Here is a 16580-nt window from a genome sequence, read left to right on the forward strand (position 1 = left end):
CGTGTACGCTTACAGATGTGCCGCGGGGTGGAGCAGTTCGGTAGCTCGCTGGGCTCATAACCCAGAGGTCGTAGGTTCAAATCCTGCCCCCGCAACCAAGCGTCACATGAAGGCCCCGGTCCACTCGGACCGGGGCCTTCGTCGTACCGCCGCCGCGGGCCAGCTGGCCGCCGACCCGGCCAGCCGCCCACCGGAGGCCCGCCAACCCGGCCAGCCGCCCACCGGAGGCCCGCCGACCCGGCCGCCCGCTCGCCGTCGCCCGGGCCGCCTCCCACCCGCCGAGTACGCTCGCCCCATGGCCACCCTCACCATCGCGGCGGCACAGTTCGCCCCCGTGGACGACCCCGCCGTCAACCTCGAGACCGTCCGCGCCGCCGCCGCCGAGGCCGCAGCCCGGGGAGCGGACCTCCTGGTCACGCCGGAGTACACCTCGTACTTCACCGCGGAGATCGACGACCGGTTCGTGGCCGCCGCGCAACCCCTGGACGGCCCGTTCGTCTCCGGTCTGCGCGACGTCGCCCGCGCGACCGGCATCGCCCTGGTCGTCGGGGTCGCCGAGTCCGCGGACACACCGGATCGGTTCCGGAACACCCTGGTCGCGGTGCTCCCCTCCGACGAGCTGGCCGTCACGTACCGGAAGGTGCACCTCTACGACGCCTTCGGCTCGCGGGAGTCCGACCGCATCGAGCCCGGCGACCCCGGTCAGCTGCCGGTGTTCGACCTCGACGGGGTCCGTGTCGGTCTCGAGACCTGCTACGACCTGCGCTTCCCCGAGGTCACCCGTCGACTCGCCGCCGCCGAGTCCGGGGCGGCGGACGTCGTCGTCCTGCCCGCGGAGTGGGTCCGCGGACCCGGCAAGGAACACCACTGGCGCACCCTGCTCACGGCTCGTGCCATCGAGAACACGGTCTGGGTCGTCGGGGTCGGCCAGACACCACCGGTCGGCATCGGTTCGTCCGTCGTGCTCGACCCGTCCGGTGTCGCGGTCGCCTCGGCCGGCGCCACGCCCGGCACGCTCGTCGCGACGATCGACACCGCCGTCACCGACGCGGTCCGACAGGTGAACCCGTCGCTGTCGCTCCGTCGGTACGACGTCGCGCTGCGCGGCCGGTCTGGAGGCGCGGCGCAGCGCTGACGCGTCCGTGTCCCGTCCCGACGCGGTCACCGCTCAGGCGTCGCGGCGCGCTCCGAGGGTCGCGAGACGGGCAGCGGCGTCCTCGAGCACACTGCGGCGCTTGCAGAACGCGAAGCGCACGAGCGAGCGGTACCCGGCGACGCGGTCCGGGTGGACGAACGCCGAGACCGGCACGCCGGCGACACCGGCCGTCGTCGGGAGCTCGAGGCACAGGGCCCGTGCGTCGTCGTACCCGAGCGGGGCGGCGTCGGCGAGCACGAAGTACCCGCCGTCCGGCCGCAGCACGTCGAACCCGGCGGCCCGCAGCCCGGCGGCGAGGAGCTCGTGCTTGGCGCTGAGCTCGGCGGCGATGCCGGTGAAGACCTCGTCGGGCAACCGGAGCCCGACGGCGACCGCCGGTTGGAACGGCGCGCCGTTGACGAACGTCAGGTACTGCTTGACGGTGGTGATCGCGTCGACGAGCGCCGGGGGAGCGGTCAGCCAGCCGATCTTCCAGCCCGTGGTGTTGAACGTCTTGCCGGCGCTCGACACCGACACGGTCCGCTCGGCGGCGCCGGGCAGGGACGCGATCGGCGTGTGCGGGACCCCGAAGGTCAGGTGCTCGTACACCTCGTCGGTGACGATGACGGCGTCGCGCTGGGTGGCGAGTTCGACGATCGTCTGCAGCACCTCGGTGGGCAGGACGCGGCCGGTGGGGTTGTGCGGGGTGTTCACGAGCACGGCGCGGGTGCGGTCGGTGAACGCGGCACGCAGGGTGTCGTCGTCCGGCAGGAAGTCCGGCGCGCTGAGGGGCACCGTGACGTGGACGCCGCCCGCCAGCCGGATGAGCGCGCCGTAGGCGTCGTAGAAGGGCTCGAACGTGATGACCTCGTCGCCGGGCTCGACCAGCGCGAGGAGCGTCGCGGCCAGTGCCTCCGTGGCGCCCGCGGTGACCAGGACCTCGCGGTCGGGGTCGACGTCGAGTCCGTACCAGTGCTGCTGGTGCTCGGCCACGGCAGCGCGGAGGTCCGGGGTGCCCCGTCCGGGCGGGTACTGGTTCGCACCGTCCCGGATCGCGCGGACCGCCGCCTCGAGCACCTCGGCGGGGCCGTCCTCGTCGGGGAACCCCTGCCCGAGGTTGACCGCGCCGGTGCTCGCCGCGAGGGCGCTCATCTCGGCGAACACGGTCGGCGCCGGGACGCCGTCGGGTCCGAGCAGCATGGCTCCCTCGGCGGCTCGCAGCCACGGTCCTGCCTGGCGCATGTCGTCCCTTCCCGTGCACGTGGCGTCGTGCCGCGTCGCACGGATCCAACCTAACCGGCCGGTTCCGGCAGCCTCGGACACCGTGCACAGCGCACGCATAAGATCGCCAGGGGTGGCTCGCAGCCTCGCCAGAAGGTCCGCTCAGGTGCCTGCGACAGACTGCACGAGCTTGAAAGGAGCACGTCCAGCATGAGCGACACCACACCCAACGGGCAGGGCGACGACCGCCGTCCCGACGACGCGGCATCGCCTGCCGCCAGCGAGGACGCCGCAGCAGCGGCCACGGAGGGGACCCCGTCGATGCAGAACGACTCCGACCAGCCGGACGAGCACGCTCGTCCGCGGCACACCGACCCCGAGTCGGCCGACCACACCGACGTGATCCCGTCGTCGAACGACCACCCGACGGACCGCTACACCTCCCCGTACCCGACCGTCTCCGGCGGGTCCGCCGACGCGGGCGGCTCCGGGCAGCAGGGCGACCACGGCCAGGCAGGGCAGTACGGGCAGCAGAGCCAGTACGGCCAGCAGAGCCAGTACGGCCAGCAGAGCCAGTACGGCCAGCAGAGCCAGTACGGCCAGTCCGGCCAGCACAGCCAGTCCGGCCAGCAGGGCCAGTCCGGGTACGGCCAGGACAGCCAGTACGGCCAGCAGCACCAGACGAGCCAGTACGGACAGGCGAGCCAGTACGGGCAGCAGAGCCAGTACGGCCAGTACGGTCAGCAGGGCTACTACGGCCAGACCGGACAGTACGGCCAGCAGAGCCAGTACGGCCAGCCGGGCCAGGCCGACCAGTACGGTCGCGCCGCCGGTGAGCGCCCCCGCTACGGCGAGTACGCGCAGCCCGGCTCGGCGTCTGCGGCCCCCACGTCGTCGTCCGAGTACGCATCGGCGTCCGCCCAGGCACCGCAGTCGGCCACGAGCGCCTTCGGCGACGTCGACGGCGCGAACCAGCGCAACGGCCACTACTTCGAGGACGGCGACGCGTCCGCTGCTCCGTCCTCGACCAAGGACCGTTCCGGCCGGGGCAAGCTCCTCCTGCCGATCATCGCGGCGGTCGTCGTCTCCGGCCTGGTGGGCGGCGGGGCCGGATGGGCGGTCTCGTCGGCGAACGACGGCGGGACCGTCGTGTCGTCCGGGTCGTCCCAGGGCGGCAACCTGACCGTCAACGACTACGACTCCGCGACCGTGGTCACCGCGGTCGCCGCACAGGCGACGCCGTCGGTCGTGACCATCAACGTGTCCTCGAGCAACGAGGCAGGCACGGGCTCCGGCGTCGTGATGAGCAAGGACGGCTACATCGTCACGAACACCCACGTGGTGACGCTCGACGGCGACAGCTCGAACGGCTCGATCACGGTGACGACCTCGAACGGCAAGATCTACCAGGGCGAGCTCGTCGGCACCGACCCCACCGTCGACCTCGCGGTGATCAAGATCGACGCGACCGACCTCAAGCCGATCGAGTTCGCCGACTCGACGAAGCTCAACGTCGGCGACACGGCGGTCGCCATCGGTGCGCCGCTCGGTCTGTCGAACACGGTCACCGACGGCATCGTCTCGACCCTGAACCGCAGCATCCAGGTCACGTCGAGCGCCCCCAGCCAGGGCGGCGACTCGAACGAGGGCGGCAACGGCGGCTCCGGACCCTTCGACTTCTGGGGCAACGGCGACAACGGCAGCAGCTCCTCGGCGAACACGACGGTCTCGCTGCCGGTCATCCAGACCGACGCGTCCATCAACCCGGGCAACTCGGGCGGCGCGCTGCTCGACGCCGACGGCAAGCTCATCGGCATCAACGTGGCGATCGCCTCGGCCGGCAGCTCCTCGTCGTCGGAGTCGGCCGCCGGCAGCATCGGCGTCGGCTTCTCGATCCCGTCGAACCTGGTCGAGCGCGTGGCGAACGAGATCAAGGACAACGGGTCCGCGACCCACGGCCTGCTCGGCGCGAGCGTCGGCGACGCCTCGGAGGACCCGCGCGCCACGCAGACGGGCGCGCTCATCAAGTCGGTGTCGCCGAACGGCGCGGCCGCGAAGGCCGGGCTGCAGAAGGGCGACGTCGTCACGAAGATCGGTTCCGCCACCGTGGCGGACGCGACGGACCTGACCGCGCAGGTCCGGTACTTCGCCGGTGGCGCCTCGACCACCATCAGCTACATCCGCGACGGGCAGTCCCGTCAGGCGGACGTCAAGCTGGGGACGTTCGACAGCAAGGGCTGACGCGACCAACAGACGGACGGGAGGCCCGGTGCACGACGTGCGCCGGGCCTCCCGTCCGTCACGGGGTCGCGTGGCCCCCGCGCAGGTGCGCGGTTCCGCCTCTTGATAGGCTCATGGTCGCTCTGCGGGGCGGCACCGCCCCGGTGCGTCCCGTGCCGCCAGCCAGCACCCCGAGGTACGCATGCAGTCAGACGGACAGCCCCTGCCGGGCGTCTCGTACGTGATGCCCGTGCTCAACGAGGTCACCGAGGTCCGTGCCGCCGTCGCGAGTCTGCTCGACCAGGACTACACGGGGACGTTCGAGGTCATCCTCGCCCTCGGGCCGTCCATCGACGGCACGAACGAACTCGTCGCCGAGATGAGTGCCGCCGACCCCCGCATCCGAGCCATCGACAACCCGGTCGGGTCGACGCCCGCCGGCCTCAACGTGGCGATCCGGGCCTCCGTGCACCCCGTGGTGATCCGCGTGGACGCCCACTCGGTCCTGCCGACGGACTACACGCGCATCGCCGTGCGCACCCTGCTGGAGTCGGGCGCCGACAACGTCGGGGGCATCATGCGGGCCGAGGGCCGCACGCCGTTCGAGCGGGCTGTCGCCCTGGCCTACGGCAGCCGGGTCGGCCTCGGCGGCACCCCGCACCACGTCGGGGGAACCGCGGGTCCGGCCGAGACCGCGTACCTCGGCGTCTTCCGCCGCGAGCGCCTGTTCGACGTCGGACTCTTCGACGAGGGGATCAAGCGCGGGCAGGACTGGGAACTCAACCGGCGGCTGCGGCAGACCGGTGGCACGGTCTGGTTCACGCCCGAGCTCGTCGTCACCTACCGCCCCCGGCCGAGCCTGAAGCGCCTGGTCCGGCAGTTCGTCGCCACCGGGCTGTGGCGCGGCGAGCTGGCCCGCCGCTTCCCGGCGAACAACGGCCTGCGCTACTTCGTGCCGCCCGCGATGGTCGCGGCGATGGCCCTGGGCATCGTCGCGGGGCTCGTCGGGATCGTCGGCGCGGTCCTCGGGACCCCGCTCGCCTGGGCGGTGCTCGGCTTCGTGGTGCCGGTGGTCTACCTGCTCTTCGTCGTCCTCGGTTCGGTCGTGGTCGCGCGACGGTCCGGCGTCCCCACCTTCCTCTGGCTGCTCGTCGTGCTGCCATGCATCCACGTGGGCTGGGGGATCGGCTTCATCATCGGTTTCCTCACCCGCACCTCCGAGCTGACCACCCACACGGGACGGTGAACCCATGACCGACCACGCCACGACCGGCCGCGGATCCGCACGACCGACCTCGATCGCCGAGCTGCGGGCCGTCGCCCAGCCCGACGAGGTCCGCGCGCGTGCCAACGCCGAGCACTGGACGGCCTCGCTGTACCTGCGCGACGTGTCGCCGTACCTGACCTGGGTGCTGCTGAAGACCCGCGTCAGCGCGAACCAGGTGACCGGCCTGATGATCCTGGTCGGGTGGAGCGTGGCCGCCGCCCTCCTCATCCCGGGCATCTGGGGCGCCGCCCTCGCGCTGCTGCTCGGCCAGCTGCAGATGCTGGTGGACTGCTCCGACGGCGAGGTCGCGCGCTGGCGTGGCACGCGCTCGCCGGCCGGGGTGTTCCTCGACAAGGTCGGGCACTACACGACCGAGGGGCTGATCCCGGTCGCGCTCGGCATCCGCGCCGCCACCTGGCCGATCCACGGGGACGACTGGATGTGGACCACGATCGGCTGCGCGCTCGGACTCGTCATCGTGCTGAACAAGGCGCTCAACGACATGGTGCACGTGGCCCGGGCGAACGCCGGCCTGGCGCAGCTCGTCGACCGCCGCGACGCATCGACCGCACCGTCCGGCCGCAAGCTCGCCTCGCTGCGCCGCCTGGCACGCTTCCTGCCGTTCCACCGCCTGTACCACTCGGTCGAGCTGAGCATGCTGGCCTTCGTCTTCGCACTGCTCGCCCTGGTGATCGGCGACCCGCTGGCCAGCCGGATCCTGGTGGGCGCGCTGCTCCCGCTCGCGGTCCTGGCGACGGTCGGACACTTCCTGGCGATCCTCGCCTCGAAGCGGGTCAGGGCGTGAACGCTGACCGTCCGACTCCGCGCCCGGCCACGGTCCGGCGTCACGCCGTCGTGCACCACGAGCGTCCGCGCATCGCCGTCGTGAGCCTGTCGCAGGGCACCCGACCGCAGGACCTCCGTCGCGGCCTGGACAGCGTGCTCGCCCAGCAGGGGGTCGACCTCGACGTGGTCTGCGTTGGCAACGGCTGGGAGCCGTCCGGGCTGCCGGACGGTGTCCGGACGCTGGCGCTGCCGGAGAACGTCGGGATCCCGGCGGGGCGCAACGCCGGGGCCGACGTGGTGGAGGGCGACTACGTCTTCTTCCTCGACGACGACGCGTCGGTGCCGTCCGACACCTTCCTGCGCGACGCCGTCGCCCTGTTCGAGCGCGACCCGTCCCTCGGTCTCGTCCAGCCCCGGGTGGTCGACCCGTCGGGAGCGGCCAACCCGCGCCGGTGGGTGCCACGCATCCGCAAGGGCGAGCCCGACCACTCGTCGCCGGTGTTCTCGGTGTGGGAGGGCGCCGTCGTGCTGCCGATGGACGTCTACCGCGCCGTCGACGGGTGGGGTGCGCCGTACTTCTACGCCCACGAGGGCATCGAGCTCGCCTGGCGCGTGTGGGACGCCGGTCGTCGTGCCTGGTACGCGGGCGACCTCGTGGCCCACCACCCCGCCATCGACCCGGCACGGCACGCGGAGTACGTGCGCCTGAACGCCCGCAACCGGGTCTGGCTCGCGCGCCGCAACCTGCCGTCGGTGCTCCGCCCGCTGTACGTCGGGTCGTGGGCCGCGATCCAGGTCGCCCGGTGGTGGCGGCACCCGCGACGCCTCGCGACGTGGTTCGGTGGGATCCGCGAGGGCTGGACGGCGGACTGCGGTCCGGTCCGGCCGATGGGCTGGTCGACCGTCGCCCGGATGACCATCGCCGGACGGCCGCCGGTCGTCTGACCCGCGCGCACCAGACCGCCACAGCAGACCGGGAGGACGACCATGCCGATCACCAGCGACGTGCGTGCCGCACTGCGGCTCGCCGAGCGCCTGCTGTCCTCGCGACGCAGCCGACGGCGACTGGCCCAGCGGCTGCCCTCGGCGCCGAAGCCCGAACCGGGCTCGATCGAGATCGCGGTCTACTTCGCCGACGGCCCGGTCAACATGTACCAGGTCCGCCAGTGGTACGCACCGCTCGCCGAGCTGGCGAAGACGCACCCCGTGGCGATCGTGTCGCGCAGCCCGGGCACCATGCTCACGCTGCTCGACGAGTCGCCCGTGCCGGTGGTGTACGCGCGGCAGGTGGTCGACCTCGAGCAGTTCGTCGAGGGCCACGCGCCCAAGGTGGTGCTGTACGTCAACCAGAACGCCCGCAACTTCCAGATGATGCGGTACGGGCGCATGTGGCACGTCTTCGTCAACCACGGCGAGAGCGACAAGATGTACATGACCACGAACCAGTTCAAGGCGTACGACTACGCGCTCATCGCCGGCGACGCCGCTCGCGACCGACTGGCCGAGGCCCTGTGGGACTACGACCTGGACACGCGCACCATCGCGATCGGCCGTCCGCAGGCCGACCACTTCGCCGGGGACGCGCCGTACCCGGCCGACGAGCGGACCGTGGTGCTCTACGCGCCGACGTGGGAGGGCGACCGAGCGGCCGCCGCCTACGGGTCGATCGCCTCGCACGGCACGACCATCGCCGAGCAGGTACTGGCCTCGCCCCGGCACCGCCTGGTGTACCGCCCGCACCCGCGCAGCGGCGTGCTGGACCCGGCGTACCGTGCGGCGCACGAGCGCATCCTCGCGGCCATCACCGCAGCGAACGCCGCCGACCCGTCGGCGCACCATCTGCACGACGACGGCGGTGCGCTCGGGTGGCAGCTCGCCGACGCCGACGTGGCGATCACGGACATCAGCGCGATGATCTACGACCGACTGGCGGTGGGCAAGCCGCTCATCGTCACCCGCCCGGTGTCGCCCGACGCCGATGTCGACGAGCGTGGCTACCTGAGCGATGCGAACTGGCTGACGGCCGCCGACGCCCCGGAGGTGCTGGAGCGCATCGACGCTGCGGCCGGGGACGCCGCGGAGCTCGCACGACTGCAGCACTGGGTACGTCGGTACTTCGGCGACACCACGCCCGGAGCGGCCACGGAGCGGTTCCACGAGGCGATCGAGTGGCTGCTCGAGCGCTGGCGCACGGTGGCGGCCGAGCGCGGGGAGCGTTGAACCGCAGGCGCACCAGACCGGCTCGGCCCGGCCACCTGCCCGGTCACGGGCTCGGCACGAGAGTCGTGCCGGCATCAGGCCCGGACCCCCGTGCCGGCGAGCGACATCCGCCAGAGGTACTCGGAGCGGTCCGGGCGGCGCCAGCGGACGATCACGACGCCAGTGTCCTCCGGCGAGGCGCCGAAGACGGCGACGGACAGCGAGCGACCGGGCTCGAGCCGCCGGACCGCGAGCGGTGGCGAGTAGCCCGTGCCGAGGTGGGTGAGGACCAGACCGTCGACGGGCTCCGGACCGGTGTTGACGATGTCGTACCGATGCGGTGCGTTCGATCGGTCGACGGCGAAGGGGACGGCGTACGCGGCTGCTGGGCGGTGCATGCACGGAACGCTAGGGGGAGGGTCCGACGGCGGGGACCCGGTGCGGACCGGAGGAGACCGGGGCTGTGGAGGGCGCACCGGCCGCCGGTGATCGTGGAGGGGAGTACCCCGACCCGTCAGGCGCCGTAGTCGGCGGCGTACCGGGCCAGTGCGGCCTCGATCGTGTCGTCGAGCTGCAGCCGGCCCTTGTCGAGGTACAGGCCTCGGTCGCAGAAGCGCCGCAGGTCCTTGTCGCTGTGCGACACGAAGAACAGGGTCCGCCCGCCGGCCAGGAGTTCCTCGATGCGCTTGTAGCACTTCTCGCGGAAGGCCTTGTCGCCGACGGCCAGGACCTCGTCGACCAGGATGACCGGCTCGTCGAGGCGGGAGATCACCGCGAACGCGATCCGGACCTTCATGCCGCTCGACAGGTGCTTGTACGGGGTGTCGACGAAGTCCGCGATCTCGGCGAACGCGATGATCTCGTCGAAGGCATCACGGATCTCGGCGCGCGACATGCCGTGCAGGCCGGCGGTCAGGTACACGTTGTCGCGGACCGTCAGGTCGCCGACGAAACCACCGGTGATCTCGATCAGGGGTGCGACCCCGGCGCCGACGTCGATCCGGCCCTCGTCCGGCAGCATCACCTGCGCCACGAGCTTGAGCAGGGTGGACTTGCCCTGCCCGTTGCGCCCGACGACACCGATCGCCTCACCCGGGCGGACGTCGAACGACACGTTCCGCAGCGCCCAGAACTCGTCCGTGGGGCGGCGACGGCGCTTGCCGGCGAACAGGTCCTTGAAGCTGCGGCTCGCTCGCCGGTTGCGCTTGAAGCAGATGCCCGCGTCGCGCACGGAGATGACCGGTGCGGCGGTCTCGGTGCGTCGGGTCTGGTCCGTCGCGGTCATCACAGCTCCTTCAGCACGCGGTGCTCGCTCCGCCGGAACACGGTGAACCCGACCACCAGGACGACCCCGGTGACGACCACGGCGGCACCGACCTCGAACCAGTCGAGCTGCGACGGGAAGAACGCCGCCCGGTACAGGCCGAAGATGCCGGTGAGGGGGTTGACGGCCGCGATGTCCCGCAGCGCGGCGGGCAGCGCGTGCGTGCCGTAGACGATCGGGGAGGCGTAGAACAGGAACCGCAGCACGAGCTTCGTGGCGCGCTCGAGGTCACGGAAGAAGACGACGAGCGGGGCGACGATGAGGCCCAGGCCGTAGACCAGCGCGCACTGCAGCACGATCGCCAACGGGAAGAACACGACCTGCCAGTGCAGGTGGGCACCGGTCGCGATCGCGAACGCGGCCAGCACCGGCAGGCTCAACAGGAACTCGATGCCCTTCGACGCGTCGATCCGCGCCACCCAGATGGTGCGGGGGATCGTGGTCGAGCGGATGAGCTTCGACTCCTTGATGAACGCCCGTGTGGAGTCGGAGACGCCGCCGGTGAACCACATCCAGGGCAGCAGGGCCGCCAGCAGGAACACGATGTACGGGTCCTCGCCGACCGAGCCGCGGTGGAAGACCTGCGTGAAGACGAACCAGTAGATGCCCGACATCACGAGCGGGTCGAGGATCGACCAGACGTACCCGAGCGCGGAGGTCGAGTAGCGGACCCGCAGGTCGCGCACCGTCAGCAGCCAGAGCGCCTGACGGTAGCGCCGACCGGCGCTCCGAGGCGTCGCGGGTGCGGCAGCCGCGGGCGCGGTCGGCGCACTCGCTGTGGTCACGGTTTCCCTTCGGGCGGAACCGCCGAGGGGGTCCTGAGGCAGGTCAGGCGAACAGGTTGTTCGCGCGCTCGAGGTCCTCGGCGAAGTCGATCTCGACCGCGTACAGGTCGGAGATGTCGATCGGCGTCCAGCGTAGCCCGTCCTCGGCGATGGCAGCCTCGATGCCGCCCTCGAAGTACTCCTGGTCGTCGACGCGGCCGAGCTGACGGATCAGCGCCTGCTTGTCGGCGGCGGAGACGTAGTTGATGCCCACGGCCTCGCCGAGACCACCCTCGACCCGCTTCGACAGCTTGTGGATGAAGCCCTCGGCGTCGACCGTGTACTTGACCTCTTCGTCGGAGACCTTGTCGGTGTTGACGCTGACGAAGGAGCGGCCCTCGTCGATCATGTCGGCCGCACGGACGAGCGCCATCGGGTCGAAGACCACGTCGCCGTTCATCCAGAGGACCCCGCCCTTGCCGGTCGCCTTGAGGGCGCGCAGCAGGCTCTTCGAGGTGTTGGTGGAGTCGTAGGACTCGTTGTAGACGAAGTTCGCCTCGGGGAAGGCCTCGACGATGTGCTCCGACTTGTAGCCGACGACGATCGTCACGCGGGCGCTCGAACCGAACGCGGCGCGGATGTTGTCGAACTGCTGCTGCATGATGGTGCGGCCGTCGCTGAGCTCCGTGAGCGGCTTCGGCAGGCTTCGCCCGAGGCGGCTGCCCATCCCCGCTGCGAGGATCACGATCTGCGTGGTCATGCTGGTCCCTTCCGGTGTCCGCCCGCGCGCCCTGGGGCACGGGCGGGCCTCGTCGAGTCTGCTCTCCCAACGTCCGAGTTGCCCGAGAAGCGATCCCGCCAGGGATCGTGGGGCTTCCGGAGCACCCGCGGGGAGCAGGTTTCCAAGTGGTGAACACTCCTTCGTGCCCTGGTGAATGATACGGAAACAGGGCCGTTCGGGGTACGGGTCTGCGTGCTTCGTACTCAATTCGTGACACTGGGGAGGCCGTTCCCCGCCGGGTGGACAGCGTTGGTACGGTGGGGCGATGGCATCCAGGGCAGAGAACGAGGACGTGTACGCCACGACCGACGCCGCATGGATGACCGAAGCGAGTGACGCCGACGAGGCGGACGCCGCCGCCGCGGAGGACGACGCGGCAGACGACGACATGGGGGACACGGATGCGGACGACGCCTCCGCGGGTGACGCGATGACCGACGACACGACGGTCATCGGCGCCGACGAGACGACGACGACCGAGGGCGGCACCGACGGGGGGACGGCCGCAGCGACGAGCGCGGCCGCCGCGGCGGCCGCGACGACGACCGCAGCGCGCCCTGCGAAGCCGCGGACGGGCAAGGGACGCACCAAGCGCCCGACGAAGCCCGTGCCGTCGACCGACACCGAGCCTCCCGGCAGCACCGACGACGTCGCGACGGGCGCCGGCGTCGCGACCGGTACCGACGCCGCGCCGACCGCGAAGAAGCGTGCGCCACGCACCGCCACCCCGAAGCAGCCGCAGAAGCTGCAGCCGGTCGTGCTCGAGGCGACCGGTCTCGTGAAGCGCTACGGCCAGACGCTGGCGGTCGACGAGGTCGACCTCGAGATCCGTCAGGGCTCGATCTTCGGCGTCGTCGGTCCGAACGGCGCCGGCAAGACGACGACCCTCTCGATGATCACGGGCCTGCTCCGCCCGGACGCCGGATCGGTGACCGTCCTCGACCACGACGTCTGGGCAGACCCGACCGCCGCGAAGCGCAGCCTCGGCGTGCTGCCCGACCGGCTCCGGCTGTTCGACCGGCTCACCGGTGCCCAGCTGCTCTACTACTCGGCCACGCTGCGCGGCCTCGACGGTGCGACCGCGCGTGCGCGCAGCGCCGACCTCGCCGAGGCGTTCGGCCTGGGCGAGGCCCTCGGCCGTCAGGTCGCCGACTACTCGGTCGGCATGGCGAAGAAGATCGCCCTCGCGGCGACGCTCATCCACTCGCCGCGGGTCCTGGTGCTCGACGAACCGTTCGAGTCGGTCGACCCGGTCAGTGCGGCGACGATCACCGACATCCTCCGCCGGTACACGCGCGGCGGCGGCACCGTGGTGCTCTCCAGCCACTCGATGGAGCTCGTGCAGCGCACCTGCGACTCGGTGGCGATCATCGTCGGCGGTAAGGTCCTCGCCTCGGGGACCATGGCGCAGGTGCGTGGGCGCAAGAGCCTCGAGGACAAGTTCGTCGAGCTCGCGGGCGGTCGCGTCGTGGCAGAGAGCATGGAATGGTTGCACAGCTTCTCCGGCTGAGGGCCGACCTGCTCGCGGGCGACGTCCGCGGCACCGCACGTCGGTCCGTGGCGGTCGTGCTCGGTAGCCTCGTCGGACTCCTCGCCGCCGTCTTCGTGGCCACCCAGACCGTGGCGCTCCGCTCCGCCGACCCCGACGTGGTGCGTGCGGTGGTGGTGCCCGTCGGTGCCCTCGTCGCGTTCGGCTTCACGGTCGTGCCGCTCGTGGTCGGGCGGAGCGACCAGCTCGACCCCCGCCGGTTCACCGTGTTCGGCATCGAACGGCGTCGGCTCGCGGTCGGCCTCGTCGTCGCCGGGCTCGTCGGTGTGCCGGTGCTGGGTGTCGCGATCATCGCCGTCGCGCAGGTCGTCGCCTGGTCGCGTGGCCCCGGGCTGGTCGTCCTCGCCGTGCTCGGCGGTGTCATCGCGGTCGCGACCTGCGCGCTCCTGGTGCGGGTCTGTTGCACCGTCGGCTCGCGGTTGATCGGTCCCGACCGGTCGCGCGACGCCGGGTGGCTCGTCGCCCTCGTGATCCTGGCGCTGTCGGTCCCGGCGGTGTCGCTCCTGCTCCGCGTCGACTGGATCGACCCGGAGGGCGCCGAGATGCAGCGCGTCGCCGACGTCGCCGGTTGGACCCCGTGGGGTGCCGCGTGGGCCGTGCCGGCCGAGGTCGCGAGCGGCGACCCCGGCGCCGGCGTGCTCAAGTTGCTCGTCGCACTCGTGGTCGTCGCGCTCCTCGCCTGGGCCTGGTGGGCACTGGTCGGTCGGGCGCTCGAGACCGTCGACGACCGTGCCCGGACGCGCCGCTACCAGGGCCTGGGGTGGTTCGACCGCTTCGGGTCCGCGCCGGTGTCCGCCGTAGCAGCCCGCGCCCTGACCTACTGGCTGCGCGACCCGCGGTACCGGACCTCGTACCTCATCATCCTGTTCGTGCCGCTCGTCGTCCTGCCGCTCGGCGTCGCCGGGGTGCCGTGGCAGTGGACGGCCCTGGTGCCGCTGCCGCTCATGGCGCTCATCGCCGGGTTCCTGCCCCACAACGACGTCTCCTACGACAACACCGCGGTCTGGCTGCACGTCGCGTCCGGCGCTCCGGGGTGGAGCGACCGCCTCGGCCGCGTCGTCCCCGTGCTCGTCGTCGGGATCCCGGCGATCGTGGCCGGCGCTGCGCTGTCCGCACGACTGTTCGGCGACTGGACGGCGTTCCCGGTGCTCATCGGCGTGAGTGCGGGCGCACTGCTGTCCGGCCTCGGGCTGTCGAGTGTCGTCTCGGTCCTGCTGCCGTACCCGACCGTCCGCCCCGGCGACCACCCGTTCCAGCAGCCGCAAGCCGCGGGAGTCACGGCGACGTTCGCGCAGACGGTCATGGTCATCGGCATCGTGCTCTGCACGGTCCCCGCGGTCTGGCTCGGCGTCCTGGCCCTCGCACGTGGTCCGGAGCCGTGGTCGGTGCTGACGATCGTCGTCGGTGTCGGCATCGGCCTGGTCGTGCTGGTGGTCGGCGTCTTCGCCGGCGGTCGGCTGTTCGACCGGCGCGGTCCGGACCTGCTCGCGGCGGCCCAGCGCAACTGACCGCGGTCGCGAGGTCCGCTCCGGGCGCACGGCATCCCGCGCGCCCGGTCGCGGAGCGTCGTACCCTGGGTGCATGAGCATGACGGAACCCGGCGGCGGCCTCGACGTGATGGACCGGGAGCTCGAGAAGCTCCTCGAGGACGAGGGGGTCGAGCCCGGCGACCACGAGCGGTTCTCGCACTACGTCAAGAAGGACAAGATCCTGCAGTCGGCCCTGTCCGGCAAGCCGGTCAAGGCCCTGTGCGGCAAGAAGTGGATCCCGGGTCGCGACCCGGAGAAGTTCCCGGTCTGCCCGGACTGCAAGGCCATCTACGAGAAGATGAAGGCCGAGTAGACGCGACCAGCAGACGGACGGGAGGCCCGTGGTGGCGCCGCCACGGGCCTCCCGTCCGTCTGTGGCTTCGTGAGCAGGAATGGTCGGGTCCGTCACACGGACCCGACCATTGCTGCTCACGACGAGGCCACGCGTCGTGGCCGCGCCACCTGCCCTAGATGACCAGGGTGGGGATGGCGGGGTCGCCGCGCCCGATGCGTGACGCATCCGCGGGCAGCTCCGCCTTCGCCCGTTGGTGGTGTGCCCGAGCGGCCTCGACGCCCGCCGTGCCGAGGAACGCCGGGTCGACCTCGCCGTCGGTGACGACGGGGACCAGCAGGGGGCGCTCGTCGGGGCCGACCTGGGCGCCCGTGAGCACGATCTCGGCGGTCGCGACGCCGTTGCGGAGGCGACGGCCGGCCTCTTTCCGGCCGCCGATCGACGCCTTGTCGGCCGACTTCTTGGCGACGGGCACCCAGTCGCCGCCGTCCGCGTCCCGGTGCGCGACGAGCTTGAAGACCATGCCGGCGGCCGGGTGCCCGGATCCCGAGACGACCGAGGTGCCGACGCCGTACGAGTCGACCGGGGCTGCTCGGAGCGCGGCGATCGTGTACTCGTCGAGGTCGTTCGTGACCGTGATCTTCGTCCCCGTCGCGCCCAGTCGGTCGAGCTGCGCCCGGACCGCCGCGACCACCGACGGCAGGTCGCCGCTGTCGATCCGGACCCCGCCGAGCTTGCCGTCCGTCAGCCGGACGGCGGTCTCCACCGCGGCCTCGATGTCGTACGTGTCGACCAGCAGCGTCGTGCCGTCGCCGAGTGCGTCGAGCTGCGACCGGAACGCCTGCTCCTCGGAGTCGTGCAGCAGCGTGAAGGCGTGCGCCGCCGTGCCCATGGTCGGGATGCCCCAGGTGCGTCCGGCCTCGAGGTTGCTCGTCGCCCGGAACCCGGCGATGTACGCGGCACGGGCGGCGGCGACGGCGTTCCACTCACCGGTGCGGCGGGAGCCCATCTCGGCCAGGGGGCGGCCGTCGGCAGCGGACACCATGCGGGCGGCGGCGCTCGCGATGGCGCTGTCCGCGTTGAAGATGCTGAGCGCCAGGGTCTCGAGCACGACGGCCTCGGCGAAGGTGCCCTCGATCTGCAGGATGGGGGAGTTCGGGAAGTAGACCTCGCCCTCGCGGTAGGCGCGGATGTCCCCGCTGAACCGGTAGTCGGCGAGCCAGGATGCGGTGCCGGCGTCGATGACCCCGCGGTCGCGCAGGAACCCGATCTCCTCGTCGCCGAAGCGGAAGTCGGCGAGGGCGGTGAGGAACCGACCGAGTCCGGCCGCGACGCCGTAGCGGCGGCCGTCCGGGAGTCGTCGGGCGAACACCTCGAAGACGCATCGGCGGTCGGCGGTCCCGTCCTTGAGGGCGGCGTCGACCATGGTGAGTTCGTACTGGTCGGTGAGGAGCGCGGTGGTCACCTCTCCGACACTACTGTCGCGGCCGGTCGGGAGGCACGGATCGCGGTT

Annotated in this window: 15 protein-coding genes and 1 tRNA gene; 10 read left to right on the forward strand and 6 right to left on the reverse strand. The window is 71.8% G+C overall.

Annotated elements, in window-relative coordinates; genetic code table 11:
- The first annotated feature begins 21 nt into the window (after nt 1-21).
- Nucleotides 22-98, forward strand: a tRNA-Met gene (locus I8920_RS04290).
- Between the two features lie 197 nt (nt 99-295).
- Complete coding sequence (locus tag I8920_RS04295) at nt 296-1135, forward strand: carbon-nitrogen hydrolase family protein (protein ID WP_198657938.1); 840 nt, start codon at nt 296-298, stop codon at nt 1133-1135.
- Between the two features lie 33 nt (nt 1136-1168).
- Here the strand turns inward: I8920_RS04295 and I8920_RS04300 are convergent, their stop codons facing one another.
- On the reverse strand, nt 1169-2377 hold the full coding sequence (locus I8920_RS04300; protein WP_198657939.1) for an aminotransferase class I/II-fold pyridoxal phosphate-dependent enzyme: 1209 nt from the start codon (nt 2375-2377) through the stop codon (nt 1169-1171).
- 189 nt (nt 2378-2566) lie between these two features.
- Here I8920_RS04300 and I8920_RS16165 point away from each other — a divergent pair, with 189 nt between their 5' ends.
- From I8920_RS16165 to I8920_RS04325, 5 genes are all read left to right on the forward strand, one after another.
- The gene (locus tag I8920_RS16165; RefSeq protein WP_232832818.1) at nt 2567-4597 is read left to right on the forward strand and encodes a S1C family serine protease; all 2031 of its coding nucleotides are present in this window, start codon (nt 2567-2569) and stop codon (nt 4595-4597) included.
- Between the two features lie 181 nt (nt 4598-4778).
- Nucleotides 4779-5822 (forward strand): glycosyltransferase family 2 protein, encoded by a 1044-nt coding sequence (locus I8920_RS04310; protein ID WP_198657940.1) that lies wholly within the window; start codon nt 4779-4781, stop codon nt 5820-5822.
- A 4-nt stretch (nt 5823-5826) separates the two neighbouring features.
- Nucleotides 5827-6648 (forward strand): CDP-alcohol phosphatidyltransferase family protein, encoded by an 822-nt coding sequence (locus tag I8920_RS04315; protein WP_198657941.1) that lies wholly within the window; start codon nt 5827-5829, stop codon nt 6646-6648.
- Nucleotides 6649-6698: 50 nt separating this feature from the next.
- Entirely contained in the window at nt 6699-7574 is an 876-nt protein-coding gene (locus I8920_RS04320) for a glycosyltransferase family 2 protein (RefSeq protein ID WP_198658616.1), read from the forward strand.
- Between the two features lie 42 nt (nt 7575-7616).
- Nucleotides 7617-8849, forward strand: a complete 1233-nt coding sequence (locus I8920_RS04325) for a hypothetical protein (protein ID WP_198657942.1) — start codon at nt 7617-7619, stop codon at nt 8847-8849.
- 74 nt (nt 8850-8923) lie between these two features.
- Here the strand turns inward: I8920_RS04325 and I8920_RS04330 are convergent, their stop codons facing one another.
- From I8920_RS04330 to I8920_RS04345, 4 genes are all read right to left on the reverse strand, one after another.
- The gene (locus I8920_RS04330; RefSeq protein WP_198657943.1) at nt 8924-9226 is read right to left on the reverse strand and encodes a hypothetical protein; all 303 of its coding nucleotides are present in this window, start codon (nt 9224-9226) and stop codon (nt 8924-8926) included.
- A 116-nt stretch (nt 9227-9342) separates the two neighbouring features.
- Nucleotides 9343-10113, reverse strand: a complete 771-nt coding sequence (locus tag I8920_RS04335) for an ABC transporter ATP-binding protein (RefSeq protein WP_198657944.1) — start codon at nt 10111-10113, stop codon at nt 9343-9345.
- Nucleotides 10113-10937 (reverse strand): ABC transporter permease, encoded by an 825-nt coding sequence (locus I8920_RS04340; protein ID WP_198657945.1) that lies wholly within the window; start codon nt 10935-10937, stop codon nt 10113-10115. Before I8920_RS04340 ends, I8920_RS04335 begins: the two co-directional genes overlap by 1 nt.
- Before the next feature lie 43 nt (nt 10938-10980).
- Nucleotides 10981-11676, reverse strand: coding sequence for a phosphocholine cytidylyltransferase family protein (locus tag I8920_RS04345; RefSeq protein ID WP_198657946.1), 696 nt, complete (start codon nt 11674-11676; stop codon nt 10981-10983).
- A 286-nt stretch (nt 11677-11962) separates the two neighbouring features.
- Here I8920_RS04345 and I8920_RS04350 point away from each other — a divergent pair, with 286 nt between their 5' ends.
- The 3 genes from I8920_RS04350 to I8920_RS04360 all read left to right on the forward strand — a co-directional run bounded on the left by I8920_RS04350 (nt 11963) and on the right by I8920_RS04360 (nt 15088).
- Nucleotides 11963-13207, forward strand: a complete 1245-nt coding sequence (locus I8920_RS04350) for an ABC transporter ATP-binding protein (RefSeq protein WP_232832819.1) — start codon at nt 11963-11965, stop codon at nt 13205-13207.
- Complete coding sequence (locus I8920_RS04355; protein ID WP_198657947.1) at nt 13183-14754, forward strand: ABC transporter permease; 1572 nt, start codon at nt 13183-13185, stop codon at nt 14752-14754. The genes I8920_RS04350 and I8920_RS04355 overlap by 25 nt, the downstream gene beginning before the upstream one ends.
- 73 nt (nt 14755-14827) lie before the next feature.
- Complete coding sequence (locus I8920_RS04360) at nt 14828-15088, forward strand: DUF3039 domain-containing protein (protein WP_198657948.1); 261 nt, start codon at nt 14828-14830, stop codon at nt 15086-15088.
- Nucleotides 15089-15242: 154 nt separating this feature from the next.
- On the opposite strand, the gene I8920_RS04365 is transcribed toward I8920_RS04360, so the two are convergent.
- Nucleotides 15243-16532 (reverse strand): nicotinate phosphoribosyltransferase, encoded by a 1290-nt coding sequence (locus tag I8920_RS04365; RefSeq protein WP_198657949.1) that lies wholly within the window; start codon nt 16530-16532, stop codon nt 15243-15245.
- Nucleotides 16533-16580 lie beyond the last annotated feature (48 nt).

The organism is Curtobacterium sp. YC1, assembly GCF_016267665.1.
Lineage (GTDB): Bacteria > Actinomycetota > Actinomycetes > Actinomycetales > Microbacteriaceae > Curtobacterium.

Coding starts and splice junctions, on each gene's coding strand:
- I8920_RS04295 (WP_198657938.1), top strand. CDS start 296: ATGGCCACCCTCACCATCGCGGCGGCACAGTTCGCCCCCGTGGACGAC.
- I8920_RS04300 (WP_198657939.1), bottom strand. CDS start 2,377: ATGCGCCAGGCAGGACCGTGGCTGCGAGCCGCCGAGGGAGCCATGCTG.
- I8920_RS16165 (WP_232832818.1), top strand. CDS start 2,567: ATGAGCGACACCACACCCAACGGGCAGGGCGACGACCGCCGTCCCGAC.
- I8920_RS04310 (WP_198657940.1), top strand. CDS start 4,779: ATGCAGTCAGACGGACAGCCCCTGCCGGGCGTCTCGTACGTGATGCCC.
- I8920_RS04315 (WP_198657941.1), top strand. CDS start 5,827: ATGACCGACCACGCCACGACCGGCCGCGGATCCGCACGACCGACCTCG.
- I8920_RS04325 (WP_198657942.1), top strand. CDS start 7,617: ATGCCGATCACCAGCGACGTGCGTGCCGCACTGCGGCTCGCCGAGCGC.
- I8920_RS04330 (WP_198657943.1), bottom strand. CDS start 9,226: ATGCACCGCCCAGCAGCCGCGTACGCCGTCCCCTTCGCCGTCGACCGA.
- I8920_RS04335 (WP_198657944.1), bottom strand. CDS start 10,113: ATGACCGCGACGGACCAGACCCGACGCACCGAGACCGCCGCACCGGTC.
- I8920_RS04345 (WP_198657946.1), bottom strand. CDS start 11,676: ATGACCACGCAGATCGTGATCCTCGCAGCGGGGATGGGCAGCCGCCTC.
- I8920_RS04350 (WP_232832819.1), top strand. CDS start 11,963: ATGGCATCCAGGGCAGAGAACGAGGACGTGTACGCCACGACCGACGCC.
- I8920_RS04355 (WP_198657947.1), top strand. CDS start 13,183: ATGGTTGCACAGCTTCTCCGGCTGAGGGCCGACCTGCTCGCGGGCGAC.
- I8920_RS04360 (WP_198657948.1), top strand. CDS start 14,828: ATGAGCATGACGGAACCCGGCGGCGGCCTCGACGTGATGGACCGGGAG.